The 16,229-nt window shown below is 70.6% G+C and carries 14 protein-coding genes; 1 reads left to right on the top strand and 13 read right to left on the bottom strand.

Annotated elements, in window-relative coordinates:
• Positions 1-57: 57 nt before the first annotated feature.
• From OG736_RS28570 to OG736_RS28535, 8 genes are all read right to left on the bottom strand, one after another.
• Positions 58-675, bottom strand: a complete 618-nt coding sequence (locus tag OG736_RS28570; protein ID WP_230194734.1) for a response regulator transcription factor — start codon at positions 673-675, stop codon at positions 58-60.
• Positions 672-1,871, bottom strand: coding sequence for a sensor histidine kinase (locus tag OG736_RS28565; protein WP_327187739.1), 1,200 nt, complete (start codon positions 1,869-1,871; stop codon positions 672-674). The genes OG736_RS28570 and OG736_RS28565 overlap by 4 nt, the downstream gene beginning before the upstream one ends.
• Before the next feature lie 5 nt (positions 1,872-1,876).
• Complete coding sequence (locus tag OG736_RS28560) at positions 1,877-2,617, bottom strand: ABC transporter permease (protein WP_327184950.1); 741 nt, start codon at positions 2,615-2,617, stop codon at positions 1,877-1,879.
• Entirely contained in the window at positions 2,614-3,525 is a 912-nt protein-coding gene (locus OG736_RS28555) for an ABC transporter ATP-binding protein (RefSeq protein ID WP_327184949.1), read from the bottom strand. The genes OG736_RS28560 and OG736_RS28555 overlap by 4 nt, the downstream gene beginning before the upstream one ends.
• A 90-nt stretch (positions 3,526-3,615) precedes the next feature.
• A complete protein-coding gene (locus tag OG736_RS28550) occupies positions 3,616-6,084 on the bottom strand; it encodes a hypothetical protein (protein WP_327184948.1) in 2,469 nt (822 codons plus the stop codon).
• 153 nt (positions 6,085-6,237) lie between these two features.
• A complete protein-coding gene (locus OG736_RS28545; RefSeq protein WP_327184947.1) occupies positions 6,238-6,648 on the bottom strand; it encodes a DUF6113 family protein in 411 nt (136 codons plus the stop codon).
• Positions 6,648-7,562 (bottom strand): N-acetyl-1-D-myo-inositol-2-amino-2-deoxy-alpha-D-glucopyranoside deacetylase, encoded by a 915-nt coding sequence (gene mshB, locus OG736_RS28540; protein ID WP_327184946.1) that lies wholly within the window; start codon positions 7,560-7,562, stop codon positions 6,648-6,650. The genes OG736_RS28545 and mshB overlap by 1 nt, the downstream gene beginning before the upstream one ends.
• 64 nt (positions 7,563-7,626) lie before the next feature.
• Positions 7,627-7,821: a hypothetical protein gene (locus tag OG736_RS28535; RefSeq protein ID WP_020127941.1), complete on the bottom strand. Its 195-nt coding sequence runs from the start codon at positions 7,819-7,821 to the stop codon at positions 7,627-7,629.
• A gap of 181 nt (positions 7,822-8,002) precedes the next feature.
• Here OG736_RS28535 and OG736_RS28530 point away from each other — a divergent pair, with 181 nt between their 5' ends.
• Positions 8,003-10,120: a S9 family peptidase gene (locus tag OG736_RS28530; protein WP_327184945.1), complete on the top strand. Its 2,118-nt coding sequence runs from the start codon at positions 8,003-8,005 to the stop codon at positions 10,118-10,120.
• Between the two features lie 156 nt (positions 10,121-10,276).
• On the opposite strand, the gene OG736_RS28525 is transcribed toward OG736_RS28530, so the two are convergent.
• From OG736_RS28525 to OG736_RS28505, 5 genes are read right to left on the bottom strand one after another with little or no spacing between them, the layout of a single operon-like run.
• Positions 10,277-11,353, bottom strand: a complete 1,077-nt coding sequence (locus OG736_RS28525) for an ABC transporter ATP-binding protein (protein ID WP_327184944.1) — start codon at positions 11,351-11,353, stop codon at positions 10,277-10,279.
• Positions 11,346-12,329 carry an ABC transporter ATP-binding protein gene (locus OG736_RS28520; RefSeq protein WP_327184943.1) on the bottom strand — a complete coding sequence of 328 codons (984 nt, stop codon included), beginning with the start codon at positions 12,327-12,329 and terminating at the stop codon, positions 11,346-11,348. The genes OG736_RS28525 and OG736_RS28520 overlap by 8 nt, the downstream gene beginning before the upstream one ends.
• A gap of 7 nt (positions 12,330-12,336) precedes the next feature.
• Positions 12,337-13,347, bottom strand: coding sequence for an ABC transporter permease (locus tag OG736_RS28515; protein WP_327184942.1), 1,011 nt, complete (start codon positions 13,345-13,347; stop codon positions 12,337-12,339).
• A complete protein-coding gene (locus OG736_RS28510) occupies positions 13,340-14,263 on the bottom strand; it encodes an ABC transporter permease (RefSeq protein WP_327184941.1) in 924 nt (307 codons plus the stop codon). The genes OG736_RS28515 and OG736_RS28510 overlap by 8 nt, the downstream gene beginning before the upstream one ends.
• Positions 14,264-14,269: 6 nt before the next feature.
• Positions 14,270-15,901 carry a peptide ABC transporter substrate-binding protein gene (locus OG736_RS28505; RefSeq protein WP_327184940.1) on the bottom strand — a complete coding sequence of 544 codons (1,632 nt, stop codon included), beginning with the start codon at positions 15,899-15,901 and terminating at the stop codon, positions 14,270-14,272.
• Between the last annotated feature and the right edge of the window lie 328 nt (positions 15,902-16,229).

Below are 16,229 nucleotides of genomic sequence, written 5' to 3'. Positions count from 1 at the left end.
GAGGGCCACCAGAGGCCCGTCGAAGAGCCGTCGGAGGCTGGTGGGGGGCGCTGCCCCTCACAGCCAGCCCTTCTCCCTCGCCGTCCGCACTGCCTCGGCCCTGTTGCGTACCGCCAGTTTCTGTATCGCCGTCGACAGGTAGTTGCGGACCGTGCCCTGGGACAGGTGCAGGGCCGCCGCCAGTTCCGCGTTCGTCGAACCGTCGGCCGCCGCGCGCAGGACCTCGCGTTCGCGGTCGGTGAGGGGGTTGGCGCCGCCCGCCAGGGCCGCCGCCGCGAGCGTGGGGTCGATGACCCGCTCGCCCGCCAGGACCTTGCGGACCGCCTCCGCGAGCTGCGCCGCGGGCGCGTCCTTGACGAGGAAGGCGTCGGCGCCTGCCTCCATGGCACTGCGCAGATAGCCGGGACGGCCGAAGGTCGTGAGCACGACCAGCTTCAACCCCGGTAGTTCCTTGTGGAGTTGCGCGGCAGCCTCGATGCCCGTCGCGCCCGGCATCTCGATGTCGAGGAGGGCCACGTCGACGTCGTGGGCACGGGCGGCCGCGAGGACCTCGTCGCCGCGCGCCACCTGGGCGACCACCTCGATGTCGTCCTCGAGGCCGAGCAGGGCCGCCAGGGCCTCGCGGACCATCGACTGGTCCTCGGCCAGCAGGACCTTGATCATGCCACCACTCATGAGCGGGATCCTACGTCCGGCACCGGGCCGGCCGGGACCCGGGCGGTCAGCCGGAAGCCGCGCCGGACGCGGCCCGCCTCCAGGGTGCCGCCGGCCTTCTCCAGGCGCTCGGTGAGACCGGTGAGGCCGTTGCCGGGGCCCTTGCCGGAACCGCCGGACCCGTCGTCCTCGACGGAGAGTTCGAGGACGGGGCCGTCCAGGGTCTGGCGCCGCACCAGGTCCACCGTGCAGCGGGCGCCGCCGCTGTGCCGTACGACGTTGGTGATCGCCTCGCGCAGGGTCCAGGCGAGGGCGGACTCGCTCTCCTCGGGGACGCCGTCGAGGTCCGGTTCGGCCGGGATCACGGCGGTGATGCCGGCCGCCGTCAACGCGACCTGCGTGCCCGCGAGTTCGGCGGCGAGACGGGGCCGCCGATAGCCGGTGACGGCCTCCCGGACGTCCACCAGGGCCTGGCGGCTGACCTGTTCGATGTCGGCGACCTGCTGGGCGGCCTTCTCGGGATGGCCGGGGAGCATCCGGCCGGCGAGCTCGCTCTTGAGGGTGATCAGGGAGAGCGAGTGGCCCAGCAGGTCGTGCAGGTCCCTGGCCAGGCGCAGCCGTTCCTCGTTGGCGGCGAGCTGGGCGACCGTCGCGCGGGCCTTGCGCAACTCCACCGTCGTGCGGACCAGTTGGCTCACCCCGGTCATCGCGAAGCCGATGAGCAGGACCAGCAGGAGGAGGTTGAGCGCCTCCTCCTCGCCGGTGCGCAGGCCGACGAGGAGCATCACCGCGGCCGTGCCCGGGATCGTCCAGAACGCCACCCGCAGCGGGAGCACCATCCCGCAGGCCACGGAGACGTAGCAGTACAGGCCGAGCCAGGCGGAGCCGAGGGTGAGGCACAGGACGGTGGCGAGCACCGCCATGGAGCCGATCAGGGCGGCGACGAGCAGGTCGGGGTAGGGCGCGGCCCCCATGTCCCGGAAGAGCAGCGACAGGTAGACGGTGACGAACACCGCGAGGCCCAGCCAGCCGGCCACCGTGCCGCCGGTGGTGTGGTTGCCCGAGACCAGGTCGTGGACCGGCGAGCTGAGGAACACCAGCCAGACGCCGATCCACAGCAGCTTGCGCCGCCACAGCTCGCGCGTCGTGCGGGCGGTCTGGCCCAGCGCGATCGGCGGTCCGCCCCGGGCCTTCTCGGACAGCTGGTCGTCCGTCATGACGCTCACGCCTTCAGCGTGTCCTTCCGGTACAGCCAGGCCGCGCCGCCCGTGAACAGGGCGAAGAAGACGACCAGGATGACGATGTCCTTGGCATGCGGGGCCTGACTCTGCTCGATGGACTGCCCCAGGGCAGCGTACGCGTGCGTCGGCACCCACTTGGCTATGTCCTGGAGCCAGGTCGGGAAGGTCGTCGTCGGCATCCACAGGCCGCCGAGGATGGACAGGCCGAAGTAGGTGATCATCGTGATCGGGCGGACGGCGTCCCCGTTCGCGAGGTAGCCGATCGCCACGCCGAGGGCGGCGAAGACCAGGCTGCCGGCCCAGATCGCGCCGGTGAGGGCGCACCACTGCCAGGCGTCCAGCCGTACGTCCTTCACGGCCGCGGCGACGGCGAAGACGACGACGATGGAGGGCAGGCTGACCACGGCCGCGCTCGCCGTCTTCGCCAGGACGTAACCGCGGCCCGGGAGCGTGGTCAGGCGCAACTGCCGCACCCAGCCGCTCTGGCGCTCCTTGGCGATGCGTTCGCTGTTGCCCATCAGGACGGCCGTGAGGGCGCCGAAGGAGGCCATCGAGACCATCATGTAGGTCGGCAGGGTCAGGCCCGTGCCGTCGACCTTCTCCGTGCCGTCGGCGCTGCCCGCGATGAGCAGGAACAGGACAGACGGGTAGATCACCGAGAAGAACAGGAACTTGCGGTTGCGCAGGGCGCGGGTGAGTTCCAGCTTGATCAGGCCGTTCACTTGGACTTCGCCTCCTCGGCGGTGGTGAGGGCGACGAAGGCCTGCTCCAGGCCGAGCCCGGCGACTTCGAGGTTGCGGGGGTAGAGCCCGAGGCCGTAGACCGCGTGGACGGTGGCGTCGGCGTCGGTGGACTGGATGCGGACGGTCCGGCCGGAGACGTCCAGCGTGGTGAGGAACGGCAGGGCGCGCAGGGCTGCCTCGTCGATCCCGTCCGCCAGGTCGAAGGCGATCCTGCGCGCCCCCGCCTTGGCCTTGATCTCGGCCGCCGTGCCGTCGGCCAGGAGCCGGCCCCGGTGCAGGACCAGCACCCGGTCGGCGATCGCGTCGGCCTCTTCGAGGTAGTGGGTGGCGAACAGGACCGTGCGGCCCTGGTCGGCCTGCTCGCGCATGGTGGCCCAGAACGCCTGCCGGGTGGTGACGTCCATGCCGGTGGTGGGTTCGTCCAGGACGATCAGGTCGCTGTCGCCGGCGGTGGCGAGGGCGAACCGGACCCGCTGGGCCTGGCCGCCGGAGAGCTTGTCGACCTTGCGGTCGGCGATCTGGGTGACGCCCGCGCGGGCCAGCACATCGGCGACCCGGTACGGCTTCGGGTGCAGTCCGCAGGCCAGCGCGACCAGTTCGGCGACCGTGACCTCGTCCATCAGGCCGCCGCTCTGGAGCATCGCGCCGACCCGGCCGGCGACGATCGCCTCACGCGGGCCGGTGCCGAAGATGCGGACCGTGCCGCTGTCGGGCTGCTTGAGGCCGAGCAGCAGATCGAGGGTGGTCGACTTGCCGGCCCCGTTGGGACCCAGCAGCGCCACGGTCTCCCCCGGGCGCAGGGCGAGCGTCAGGCCGTCCACGGCCCGCACGTCCCCGAAACTCTTGCTCACCTGGTCGAACCCGACCACCGGTGCTGTCGTCGTCATGACAGCAATCGTCGCCCTGGGGCCGGGCGGGCGGCAGTGTCTGCCGTCCTCGGTGCCGCATGACAGATGTCATGCGGCACCGCCGTCGGATCAGCTCGGGTCGGTGTCGATGACCCCGGTCCGCTCCGTCTCGCTCTTCAGGGCCGGGCGCAGGGCGCTGATGACGTCCTGGACCGTGACGGCCGTCTTCTGGCCGGTGCCCCGGGTGATCAGCACACCGTTGAAGGTGCCGCCGTAGAGCTCCGTCAGCGCGGCCTGGTCGTAGCTCTCGACGAGCTTGCCGTTGACCGCCTTGACCTGGAGGAACTTCCAGAGGGAGTTCTTCGGGCTGAAGGAGACCGTGTGCGCCGCGTCGGTCATGACGGTGACCTTGCCGGACATCGCCGGTTCGGCGAACTCCTTCATCATCCGATCGACCTCGGCGTCGGAGATCGTCGGCTGCTTGTCGGTCGTCGGGACCTTCACCCCGGTGGCCGTGCCGGTCTCCACCTGGGTGCGATAGGCCTCGACGACGGCCTCCTGGGCCTGCGCCGCGTCGATGCCCTTGCCCGCCTTGCCGTAGACGGCGACGGCCTTGCCGGACTCGAACTTGATCGTGCCGTCGGTGGCAGAGCCGGCGCCGCCCGCGGCGGACTCGAGGGCCGCCTGGAGCTTCTCCTCGTCGACCGGCATCGCCGGTTCGACCTCACGGTGCTGCCCGAACAGCGAGCCGATCACGGAGACCGGGTTGTAGTCGCTCTTGGCGGCGTCGTCGACGGTGGCCTGCAGGTCGAACTGGAGGCCCGCCTGATCCGGCTTCAGGGTGACGGTGTCGCCGTCGACGGACAGCTTCAGTGCCTGGGTGACCCGCTTGCCGAACGCGTCGTCGAGCTTCTTGACGGCGTCGTCGCTGGTGCCGCCGCCGACGTCGACGCCGAGCACGGTGGTGCCCTTGGGCACGTCGGAGTGGTTCATCAGCAGGCCGGCGCCGTAGAGGCCGATCCCCGCGACGACCACCAGGCCGCCCAGCAGGGGCAGCTTGCCGCGGCCCTTCTTCTTTTTCTTCTTGGAGTTCCTGGATTCGCCCGCGGGCGCGCTCTGCGGGGCCGGGGCCGGGGCCGGCCCCTTCGGCGGGGTGTGCGGCAGCGGACCGTCGGTGCGCGTACCGCCCTGGCCGCCGGGCACGACGGGGATGCCGCTGGTGACGGTGTTCCCGGAGACGTTGTCGACGGGACGGCCGCCGTAGCCGCCCGCGCCCGGTTCGGGGGCGGGCTTCTGCGGGGTGAGGATCGCGGTGTCGTCGCTCAGGCCACCGCCGGGGAGACGACCGGGGCCGGGGCCGGCGCCGACGGCACGCGGACCGCCGGGACCTGCCTGCGCACCGGGGCCGGCCGGACCACCCGGACCGCCACGGCCGTTCGGGCCGCCGGGGCCACCAGGACCGGAGGGAGCGCCGGGCGGGCGGGTCACGCCGGGAGCGCCGTGCGGGGCGCCGTGCGGGGCGCCGCCCATCGGAGGCACCATCGGGCCGTCGCCGGTGACCGGACCGCCGGTCGGGCCCGCAGGGCCGCCCTGCGGGCCGCCACGGCCGCCGGGACCGCCGGGTCCGTCCGGGCCGTTGAAGTCGTAGGAGCCGCCGGGACCGGCCGGGAGAGCGCCCTGGGGGACCTGGCCTTGCGTGCCGTTCGGCACGCCGAAGCCCTGCTGGCCGTGCTGGCCCTGCTGGCCGTTGTCGGAGAAGTACGGCAGGTTGTCACGCCGCGGCTCGACGCCGCCTTGCCCCGGCCCCTGCCCCTGCACCGGCGGCTGGCCCGGCCGCGGGCCGTTGCCGAGCGGGCCCGCGGCGAGTGCCTCGGTGACGTCGAAGGAGCCCGTGCCGCCGCCGTGCCCCGGAGCCACGGGACCGCCGGTGGCGCCACCGGGGACCCCGGCGCCGTTGGTGCCGCCGGGACGCGAACCGCCCGGCACGCTCATGGAGCCGACCACACCACCGGGACGTCCGTTGCCCGGCCGCGCGCCACCCGGCGCACCGGCGCCGGTTCCGGCACCCGGTCCCGCCGCGCCGGCGGGAGCGGCCGCGGGCGCGCCCGTACCGGCGGCGGAACCGCCCGGCAGACCAGCGCCGTTGGTGGAGCCGCCGCCCTGTCCGCCCTTGCCCGGCCCGGACTTGCGGGGCGCGAACCAGTTGCTCGTCTCCGCGGCGGGTGCCGGTTCGGCGGGCAGCTCGAACGAGCCCGTGTCGGACGAGGAGTGGCCGACGGCGGGCGCGGACGGCGCCGACTGCGCGTCGGCACCGGCCTGGGCGTTGCCTTCGGGGCTGTCACCGCCCTTGCTCTCCGCGTCCGCGACGGGCGTGCGCATCACGACCGGCGGAATCGGCCGCGAACCCGGGATGTTGATGCGGATCCGGGTCGTCAGCGTGGTCTCGGTCTTGCGTTCCTCCGGCTGCGCGGACGAACGGCCCGCGTCCGCACCGCCGTCGGACACCACGGGGGTGCCGTACGGCGGCGTGCCCGAGGGGTATGCGGCTCCGCCGCGCCCGTTGGGCCCGGAGGACGGACTGTCAGTTTCACGACTCAAGGCAGGTTCTCCAGGTTGGCTCCGCCGCCCGCACGGCCTCACGGGCAGCTCGGCGGCGCGCACCACCATACTGGCCACTTCTGGCCCGTATCCCACGACCGCCGGGGAAACCCACACGGGACTCCCACGGGCGCGCCAGGGTGAAGTGGTACGTCACTTGCCAAGTCGGACGTCGCCGCCGACCGGTTGCCGCCCCAAACCAATGGTGGCGCAGATCACAGCAAGTGCCATGCCGCCGAGCAGGAAGAGGTACGAACCGCCTCCCGCGCCGAACAGGAAGTCACCCTCGGGACGGCCCGCCGTGCACAGGATGACGGAGATCATCCAGCCGGCGGCGGGCGCGACGGCCCCGGCGCGGCTGCCGAGCGCACGCGCCCCGCCGAGGAACAGCCCGGCCGCGCCCACGAGCGCGAGGAGCAGTCCGCCCGGGAACCAGCCGGCCTGGACGAGCGCCCCGGCGAGACCGGTGACGGCGCCGAGCAGCAGGAGCCCCGCACAGGCGGCGATCCGTCCGGCGGGGGGCATCCGCAGCGGCTGGGCGAGCATCGAACCGCGGTCGGACATCACGCCACCTCCGTCGCGTCGCCCGTACCGGCGAACAGGTCGGTCTCCCTCTTCCCGGCGGGCTCCCCGCGGACGAGTTCGTAGTACTCGATCGGGAACAGGGGCTGCGCGAGCTCGTTGGAGAGGGCGAAGTACTGCTCGCCGGGGGCGACTTCGACCTGGGTGGCATGCGCGCGCATCGCGGCGGCCTTGGCGGCGGTGTGCTCCGGGCCGCCCTCGATCGCGGCGGTGACCAGGCCGTCGTCCACCACGCCCGGCACGTCGGAGACGACGGCGCTCCGGGTGAAGGGCAGTTTCGGCAGCTCCTCCCGGAGCCTCGCGAAGGCGGCCCCGACGACGGAGCGCGGGACGCGGTTGACGTACACCTTGGGGATGCGCCACCCGGCGTCCTCGGCCAGCTCCGCGGCCCGCATGGCGACGCGATGGGCCTGGATGTGGTCGGGGTGGCCGTAGCCGCCGTCGTCGTCGTAGGTGACGAGGACGTGGGGGCGCACCTCGAGGACGACCTGGACGAGGGACGCGGCGGCCTCGTCGACGTCGGCCTGCCAGAAGCAGGCGGGGTCGTCGTTGTCGGGAAGGCCCATCATCCCGGAGTCGCCGTAGCGGCCGGGGCCGCCGAGCAGGCGGAAGTCGTCGACGCCGAGTTCGGCCATGGCGGCGGCGAGTTCACCGCGCCGGTGCTCCCCCAGGGCGGCACCGGTCAGATGCCGCAGCTCCGGCGGGATGACCTCGCCGCGTTCACCGAGGGTGCAGGTGACCAGGGTCACATGGGCGCCCTCGGCCGCATACCTGGCCATGGTCGCGCCGTTGTTGATCGACTCGTCGTCCGGGTGCGCGTGCACCAGCAGCAGACGCCGGGCGGCGCGAGCTGGGGGTCCCCCCGGCCGGAGGTTGGGGGAGGGGAGTTCCGTCATGGGGCCAACCCTACGAGGCGGGACTACATCTCCCGCGCAGGGGCAGACGCAGGGTCGGCACGCGTCAGAACTTGATGCTGCCGATCATGCTCGCCACGCTCGTCGTCAGGTCGCTGATCGTGGGCGCGATCGTCGAGGAGGCCAGATAGAAGCCGAGCAGGATGCAGACGACCGCGTGACCGCCTTTCAGCCCCGACTTCTTGACCAGCAAGAAGACGATGATCGCCAGCAGCACCACCGCCGAAATCGAGAGTGCCACGGCGGTTCACCTCCAAGGACCCGGGAACGTGGGGGCAAAAGCAGAACAAGGGAACTTGTAAATCCATACATCAGCCAGCAGGTTCATACCCACACAGCGCTAGTGATCATAACTATGTGTGGGTGCGCATCTCGCGGCGCACAGCCGCACAAGGGGGTCGCATGGCCAATATGGTCGGAGGATGACGACCGAGTCCGACTCCTTCCCCCGCAGGCACGCCCGCACCCAGCGTTTCACCCTCGGCGCGCCGCGTTCGTTCACGGTGGCCCCCGACAGCTCCCGGGTCGTGTTCCTGCGCTCCGGCTCCGGCACGGACCGCGCGGGTGCGCTGTGGGTCCTCGACCCGGCGGACGGCACGGAGCGCCCGGCAGCCGACCCGCGCGCCCTTCTCGGCGGCACCTCGGAGGACCTCTCGGCGGAGGAGCGCGCCCGCCGCGAGCGCAGCCGTGAGGGCGGCTCCGGGATCATCGGCTACGCCACCGACGAGGCCGTCGAGCTGGCGTCTTTCGCCTTGTCAGGGCGGCTTTTCACGGCGGAGCTGCGGGCCGGCACGGCGACCGAACTCGCGGTCCCCGGGCCGGTGATCGACCCCCGTCCGTCCCCCGACGGGCGGCTCGTCGCGTACGTCGTCGGGGGCGCCCTGCGGGTGGTGGGAGCCGAGGGCGACGACGACCGGGCGCTGGCGGAGCCGGAATCGGACACGGTTTCCTATGGATTGGCCGAGTTCATCGCGGCCGAGGAGATGGGCCGCTCGCGGGGGTTCTGGTGGTCTCCGGAGTCGGATCGACTGCTGGTCACGCGGGTGGACGACACGCCGGTGGAACGGTGGTGGATCTCCGATCCGGCCCAGCCGAAACGTGACCCACAACACGTGCCCTATCCGGCTGCCGGGACGCCCAACGCGGAGGTGCGGCTGTTCGCGTTCGGGCTCGACGGGGTGCGCACGGAGGTCGTCTGGGACCGGGCGCGCTATCCGTACCTGGCGCGAGTGCACTGGTCAGGGGCGGGGGCGCCGCTGCTGCTCGTACAGGCGCGCGACCAGCGCAGTCAGCTGTTCCTGGCGGTGGACACCGACTCCGGGGCGACCCGGATGGTGCACGCCGACGAAGATCGGATTTGGCTCGATCTTTTCCCTGGCGTGCCGTGCTGGAGCCCGTCGGGACAGTTGGTCAGGATCGCCGACGAGGGCGGCGCCCGCGTCCTGGCGGTCGGGGAACGTCCGCTGACGGGCGCCCAGTTGCACGTACGTGCGGTGCTCGACGTCACCTCCGACGACGTGCTGGTCGCCGCCTCGGCCGGGGCGGACGCGGCCGCGCCGGAAACCGGTGAGGTGCACGTCTACCGCGTCAACGAACTCGGCGTCGAGCGCCTCTCCCAGGAGCCCGGGGTGCACTCGGCGGTGCGCTCGGGGAACGTGACCGTTCTGGTGTCGTCGGTGCTCGACCGGCCGGGCAGCGTGGCGCGGGTACTGCGGGACGGGAAGCCGGCGGCGACTGTCCGGTCGTACGCAGAAGATCCTGGTCTGTCCCCCCGCGTACTCCTCACCGAGGGGGGCGCACGGCGCATCCCGTGCGCCGTGCTTATGCCTACGGACTACCCCGGTGACACCCCCCTGCCCGTCCTCATGGATCCCTACGGCGGCCCGCACGGGCCCCGGGTGCTGGCCGCGCACAACGCGCACCTGACCTCCCAGTGGTTCGCCGACCAGGGTTTCGCGGTGGTCGTCGCCGACGGGCGGGGCACCCCGGGCCGTTCCCCCGGCTGGGAGAAGGCGATCCACCACGACCTGACGGTCAGCCTGGACGACCAGGTCGAGGCGTTGCAGGAGCTGGCGAAGAGCCATCCCCTCGACCTCTCCCGGGTGGCGATCCGCGGCTGGTCCTACGGCGGTTGGCTCGCGGCCCTGGCGGTGCTGCGCCGCCCCGACGTCTTCCACGCCGGCATCGCGGGCGCCCCGGTGACCGACTGGCGGCTCTACGACACCCACTACACCGAGCGCTACCTCGGCGACCCGGCCACCACCCCTGAGGCGTACGCGAAGAGCTCGCTCGTCACCGACGAGGGACTCTCCTCACCCGCCGGACCCCACCGCCCGCTGATGATCGTCCACGGACTGGCCGACGACAACGTGGTCGTCGCCCATGCCCTGCGGCTCTCCTCGGCCCTGCTGGCCGCCGGCCGCCCGCACGAGGTGCTCCCCCTGTCGGGCGTCACCCACATGACCCCCCAGGAACAGGTCGCGGAGAACCTGCTGCTGCTCCAGGTGGACTTCCTCAAGCGTTCACTCGGGCCGGCGTAGTGCCGTAGGCACGGCAACGGGCCGGGAGACATGGCGCTCCCGGCCCGTTTACGGCACCCGCACGGCCGTACGCTGTTCAGAGTGGCCCGTCCGTATATCGGAATCGGGTCGGTCAAGTTGCCTGTGTGTTAACGCGGTTGCTGAGCAAATGTGCTGCTATGCACCGTCGTTGGTGTGATCATCCGGTGGTTCCTCGGGCGGGACCACCTGCTTCTCCTCCGCGAAGTGACACGCCGAGTCGTGCGCCGCGGGACCGGTCTCGAGCCGGAACTCCGCCGGGACCGCCAGCACCGGCACCTCCAGCTCGCACCGCTCCCGCGCCTTCCAGCAGCGGGTGCGGAAGCGGCAGCCGGAGGGGATGTTCGTCGGGGACGGGACGTCGCCCGCCAGGATGATCCGCTCCCGGTGCTCCCGCGCCTCCGGGTCCGGAACGGGCACCGCGGAGAGCAGGGCCTGCGTGTAGGGGTGCGTCGGATGGTCGTAGATCTCGGCGTCGCGGCCGATCTCCACGATCCGGCCGAGGTACATCACCCCCACCCGGTCCGAGATGTGCCGGACGATCGAGAGGTCGTGGGCGATGAAGAGGTAGGAGAGGTCGAACTCGCTCTGGAGCCGGTCCAGCAGGTTGATCACCTGCGCCTGGACCGACACGTCCAGCGCGGAGACCGGCTCGTCGGCGACGATCACCTCCGGGCGCAGGGCCAGCCCCCGCGCGATGCCGATCCGCTGCCGTTGGCCGCCGGAGAACTGGTGCGGGTAGCGGTTGATGTACTCGGGGTTGAGCCCGACGACGTCCAGCAGGTCCTGGACCTTCTTCCGCCGGTCGCCCTTGGGCGCCACCTCGGGGTGGATCTCGTACGGCTCCCCGATGATGTCGCCGACGGTCATGCGCGGGTTGAGCGAGGTGTACGGGTCCTGGAAGACCATCTGGATGTTGCGCCGGACGGCCCGCAGCGCCTTGCCCGACAGGCCGGTGACGTCCTCGCCCTTGTAGCGGATCTCCCCCGCCGTCGGCTTCTCCAGGTTGACCAGCATCTTGGCGACCGTGGACTTGCCGCAGCCGGACTCCCCGACGATGCCCAGGGTCTCGCCGCGGTGGAGGGTGAAGTCGACGCCGTCGACGGCCTTGACCGCGCCGACCTGCTTCTTGAACAGGATGCCCTGGGTGAGCGGATAGTGCTTGACCAGCCCGCTCACTTCGAGGATCGGCTCGGCCGATGCGGAACTAGCCATGCAGGCACTCCCTCCAGAAGTGGCACGCGCTCGTGCGGTCCGCGTCGGACTCGTCGACCTCGTACAGCGGGGGTACGTCCGAACGGCACACGTCCTGGGCCATCGGGCAGCGCGGGTTGAAGGCGCAGCCGGGCGGGATGTGCATGAGGTTGGGCGGCAGGCCCTTGATGGCGTAGAGCTCCTGGCCCTTCTGGTCCAGCCGCGGGATGGAGTCGAGCAGGCCTCGGGTGTAGGGGTGGGCCGGGGCCTTGTAGATGTCGTGGACCGGGGCCGACTCGACGATCCGGCCCGCGTACATCACGGCGATCCGGTCGGCCACGTCCGCGACCACGCCCAGGTCGTGGGTGATGAGGATCAGGCCCATGTGGTACTCGCGCTGGAGTTCCGCGAGCAGGTCCATGACCTGGGCCTGGACGGTGACGTCGAGGGCGGTGGTGGGTTCGTCGGCGATGATGAGCGCCGGTTCCAGGGCCATCGCCATCGCGATCATGATGCGCTGGCGCATACCGCCGGAGAACTGGTGCGGGTAGTCCCTGACCCGTTCCCGGGCGCCGGGGATGCGGACGCGGTCCATCAGTTCCACGGCCTTGTTCCGTGCGTCCTTCCTGGACATCCCCCGGTGCACGACGAACATCTCGCCGAGCTGGTCGCCCACCGACAGCACGGGGTTCAGGGACGACAGGGCGTCCTGGAAGATCATCGCCATCTCGGCGCCGCGTACCTTGCGGCGTTCCTCCTCCTTGAAGCGCAGCAGGTCCTTGCCGCGGAAGAGGATCTCGCCGCCGGTGATCCGGCCGGGCGGCACGTCGAGGATGCCCATGATCGCCTGGGCGGTGACGGACTTGCCGGAGCCGGACTCGCCGAGCACGGCGAGCGTCTCGCCCGCGTCCACGCCGTAGCTGACGCCGTTGACGGCCTTCGCGATCCCGTCCCGGGTGCGGAACTCCACGTGCAGGTCGCGTACTTCGAGCAGCATCCGGCCGTCACCTCAGCTTCGGGTCGAGGGCGTCGCGCACCGCGTCGCCGAGCATGATGAACGCCAGGACCGTGAGGGCCAGGGCGCCCGAGGGCCACAGCAGGGCGTGCGGGGCGTTGCGGATGTAGGGCGAGGCGGCGGAGATGTCGATGCCCCAGGAGACGGTCGGCGGTTTCAGCCCGACGCCGAGGTAGGACAGGGTCGCCTCCAGTGCGATGAACGTGCCGAGCGCGATGGTCGCCACGACGATCACCGGGGCGACCGCGTTCGGCGCGATGTGCCGCAGCAGCAGCCGGGTGTGGGTGGCGCCCAGGGCCCGGGCCGCCTGGACGTAGTCGTTCTGTTTGGCGGTGATCACCGAGCCGCGGGCGATCCGGGAGATCTGGGGCCAGCCGAGCAGCACCATGAACCCGATGACCGGCCAGACCGTGTTGCTGGTCACGACGGAGAGGAGGACCAGGCCGCCGAGGACGACCGGGATGGCGAAGAAGATGTCGGTGATCCGGGACAGGATCGAGTCCCCCGCCCCGCCGAAGAACCCGGCCAGACCGCCCAGCACGCTGCCGAGGAGGGCCACGCCGAGGGTGGCCAGGACACCGACCGTGACGGAGGTCCGGGCGCCGTAGACGACGCGCGTGTAGACGTCGCAGCCCTGGCCGTCGAAGCCGAAGGGATGGCCCGGCTGGGAGCCCTCCTGGGCCTTGGAGAGGGTGCACTTGAGGGGGCTCAGCCAGGTGATGGCACCGGGCCACAGGGAGATGAAGACCAGGAAGAGGATGACCAGGCCGGAGATGATGAAGACCGGGTTGCGGCGCAGGTCCCGCCAGGCGTCGGACCAGAGGGACCGGGCCTTCTCGGACGGCCCGGTGCCCTGCGGCCCGCCGGGTGTCTTCTCGAGGGTCTCGCCCTCCGCGGTGGCCAGGTCCATCGCGCCGCCCATGCCGGTGTCGGCGATGGCTCCGTCCTCCGGGGTACGGCCCGCGCCCGGCAGGTGCTCCGGCGGCATCGGCTCAGGCATAGCGGATCCTCGGGTCGAGTACGGCGTACAGCAGGTCGACGAGCAGGTTGGCCAGCAGGAAGACCAGGACGAGGACGGTCACGAAGCCGACGACGGTCTGGGTGTTCTGGCGGAGGATCCCCTGGTAGAGCTGGAAGCCGACGCCGTGGATGTTGAAGATGCGCTCGGTGACGATCGCGCCGCCCATCAGGGCGCCGATGTCGGTGCCGATGAAGGTGATCACGGGGATGAGCGAGTTGCGCAGCAGGTGCCGGGTGACGACCCGGCGGCGGGGCAGCCCCTTGGCGACGGCTGTCCGGACGTAGTCGGACCGTTTGTTCTCCGCGATGGAGGTGCGGGTCAGTCGGGTGACGTACGCCAGGGAGACGGAGGCGAGCACCAGGCCCGGCACGATCAGCTCACCGAAGGTGGCCTCCGAGGAGACCGACGGTTTGATCCAGCCCCATTCCACGCCGAGCAGCAGCTGGAGCAGCAGGCCGGTGACGAAGGTGGGGACGGAGATCACGACGAGGGTGAGCAGCAGGACCCCGCTGTCGACGGGGCGGCCCCGGTGCAGGCCGGTGATGACACCCAGGGTGATGCCGATGACGATCTCGAAGACGATCGCGACGATCGTCAGCCGGATGGTGACCGGGAAGGCCGTCGCCATCAGCTCGGTGACCGGCTGGCCGTTGAACGCCGTACCGAAGTCTCCGGTGAAGACGTTCCCCATGTAGGTCAGGTACTGCTGCCAGACCGGCTTGTCGAGACCGAACTCCTTCTTCAGCTGGGCGGCGGTGGCCGGGTCGCACTCCCGGTCGCCGCACAGGCCCGCGATGGGGTCGCCCATCACGTTCACCATCAGAAAGATCAGCAGCGTGGCACCGATGAACACCGGGATCATCTGGAGCAGACGCCGGATCACATACCGGCCCATGGCGGGTCAGCTGACCTTGATCTCGTTGTAGACCGGGACGGAGAACGGGTTGAGCTTGACGTTCGAGAGCCGCTCCGAGTAGCCGGCGCTGCCGTTCTGGTACCAGAGCGGGATGGCGGCCATGTTGTCGCGGACGACCTCCTCGGCCTGCTGGAAGATCTCCACGGCCTTGGCGGTGTCGGTCTCGGCGTTGGCCTGGTCGACGAGCTTGTCGAAGTCCTTGTTGGACCACTTGCCGTCGTTGGAGGAGGCGTTCGTGTAGTAGAGCGGCTGGAGGAAGTTCTGGATGAGGGGGTAGTCCATCTGCCACCCCGCCCGGAAGGGTCCGGTCATCTTCCGGTCGCCGATCTGGGTGCGGAAGTCCGCGAACGTGCCGACCGGGTTGCCGACGCAGGCCTTGTCGTTGTCGAGGGCGTTGTTGATCGAGTTGCAGACCGCGTCGACCCACTGTTTGTGCGATCCGGTGTCCGCGTTGTATGTGATCTTCACCTGGCCGCCGGGCAGGCCGCCGCCCTCCTGGATGAGCTTCTTCGCCGCGGCGGGGTCGTACTCGCAGGCGTCCCCGCACAGGCCTTCCTTGAAGCCGCCCTCCTCGCCGAGCACCGGGGAGGTCCAGTCGGTGGCGGGGGTACGGGTGTTCTGGAAGATCGTCTCGGTGATCTGCTTGCGGTCGATCGCGCGGGAGAGGCCGGTACGGACCTTGTCGGAGCCGGTGGTGTTCCACTTCTTGTCGTAGAAGGGGAAGGCCAGGGTCTGGATGATGCCGGCGGGGGTGTTCAGATAGCGGTCGCCGAGGTCGTTCTTGACGTTCTTGAGCTGGGCCGCGGGCACGTCGTCGACGAGGTCGAGGTTGCCGGCCAGCAGGTCGGTGTAGGCGGTGTTGTTGTCGGTGTAGACCTTCAGGGTCACGCCGCCGTTCTCCGCCTTGTCCTCGCCGGGGTAGCCGTCCCACTTCTTCAGGGCCATCTGGGAGCCCTTGGTGTAGGAGTCGATCGTGTACGGCCCGTTTCCGATCGGTTTCTTCAGCCAGTTCGCGTGGTCGGTGAAGAAGGCCTGCGGCAGCGGGGCGTAGGCGGGGTAACCCAGGGTGTCGGGGAAGGTGGAGAACTTCTGCTTGAGCTTGACGGTGAAGGTCCTGTCGTTGACGACCTTGAGCCCGGAGAGGACGTCGGTGGTCTGCGAGCCACTGGCGGGGTGGGCCGCGGTGTAGCCGTCGATGTACTCGAAGAAGTAGGCGTTCTTCTGGTTGTTCTTCAGACTCGCGGCGTAGTTCCACGCGGTGACGAAGGATTTCGACGTCACTTTCTCGCCATTGCTGAACGTCCAGCCGTCCTTGACGGTGATCGTGAAGTTCTGGGAGTCCGTGGTCTCGATCTTCTCGGCCAGCATGTCCTCGGCCGCGCCGGTCTCCGGGTTGTACTTCTTCAGGCTGCGGAAGATCATGTCGAGGACCTTGCCGCCCTGCACCTCGTTGGTGTTGGCGGGCTCCAGCGGGTTCTGCGGGTCTCCCCAGGAGGAGCTGAGCACCGCGCCGCCGTCGCCGCCGCCGCTGTCGCTCCCCCCGCCCCCGCACGCCGTCGCCGCGAGTGCTGCCGCCGCCGCGCATGCGGCCCACTTGGCGTGCGTGGCTCCACGCATGGATGCCTCCTCATTGACCGCGCTTTTACCTGAGCGCTGTGCCGTCAGCACCGAAGCACTGATCCATTACCAGTAAATATCAACTTAAAAGGTGCATTACGCACAGGGGCCGCGCCCAACGGGAGGCCATCGGAGGGCTATTCGGGGGACGGCACAAGTGCGCCGGAGGCCGGCAGCAGGATCCTGGCGGGGGGTCGAAAAGGATCTTCTTCGCAGGTCACAATGGATCTTCGGTGTAGTGCGCAACGGATCTTCACCATCCGATGCCGAACCGTTGGATTGCGACCCCGAGATGTACGCATTCCGACACCCCGGCGTCCGAATATCG

The organism is Streptomyces sp. NBC_01334, from assembly GCF_035983595.1.
GTDB lineage: Bacteria > Actinomycetota > Actinomycetes > Streptomycetales > Streptomycetaceae > Streptomyces > Streptomyces coriariae.
Note: the sequence above shows the minus strand (reverse complement) of the source record. Positions and strands in the feature narration are given on the sequence as shown.

Bases quoted from the DNA above. Each gene is read 5' to 3' on its own strand.
- OG736_RS28520 (WP_327184943.1), bottom strand. From the start codon at position 12,329: ATGCTGCTCGAAGTACGCGACCTGCACGTGGAGTTCCGCACCCGGGAC.
- OG736_RS28570 (WP_230194734.1), bottom strand. From the start codon at position 675: ATGAGTGGTGGCATGATCAAGGTCCTGCTGGCCGAGGACCAGTCGATG.
- mshB (WP_327184946.1), bottom strand. From the start codon at position 7,562: ATGACGGAACTCCCCTCCCCCAACCTCCGGCCGGGGGGACCCCCAGCT.
- OG736_RS28525 (WP_327184944.1), bottom strand. From the start codon at position 11,353: ATGGCTAGTTCCGCATCGGCCGAGCCGATCCTCGAAGTGAGCGGGCTG.
- OG736_RS28510 (WP_327184941.1), bottom strand. From the start codon at position 14,263: ATGGGCCGGTATGTGATCCGGCGTCTGCTCCAGATGATCCCGGTGTTC.
- OG736_RS28565 (WP_327187739.1), bottom strand. From the start codon at position 1,871: ATGACGGACGACCAGCTGTCCGAGAAGGCCCGGGGCGGACCGCCGATC.
- OG736_RS28530 (WP_327184945.1), top strand. From the start codon at position 8,003: ATGACGACCGAGTCCGACTCCTTCCCCCGCAGGCACGCCCGCACCCAG.
- OG736_RS28545 (WP_327184947.1), bottom strand. From the start codon at position 6,648: ATGTCCGACCGCGGTTCGATGCTCGCCCAGCCGCTGCGGATGCCCCCC.
- OG736_RS28555 (WP_327184949.1), bottom strand. From the start codon at position 3,525: ATGACGACGACAGCACCGGTGGTCGGGTTCGACCAGGTGAGCAAGAGT.
- OG736_RS28505 (WP_327184940.1), bottom strand. From the start codon at position 15,901: ATGCGTGGAGCCACGCACGCCAAGTGGGCCGCATGCGCGGCGGCGGCA.
- OG736_RS28515 (WP_327184942.1), bottom strand. From the start codon at position 13,347: ATGCCTGAGCCGATGCCGCCGGAGCACCTGCCGGGCGCGGGCCGTACC.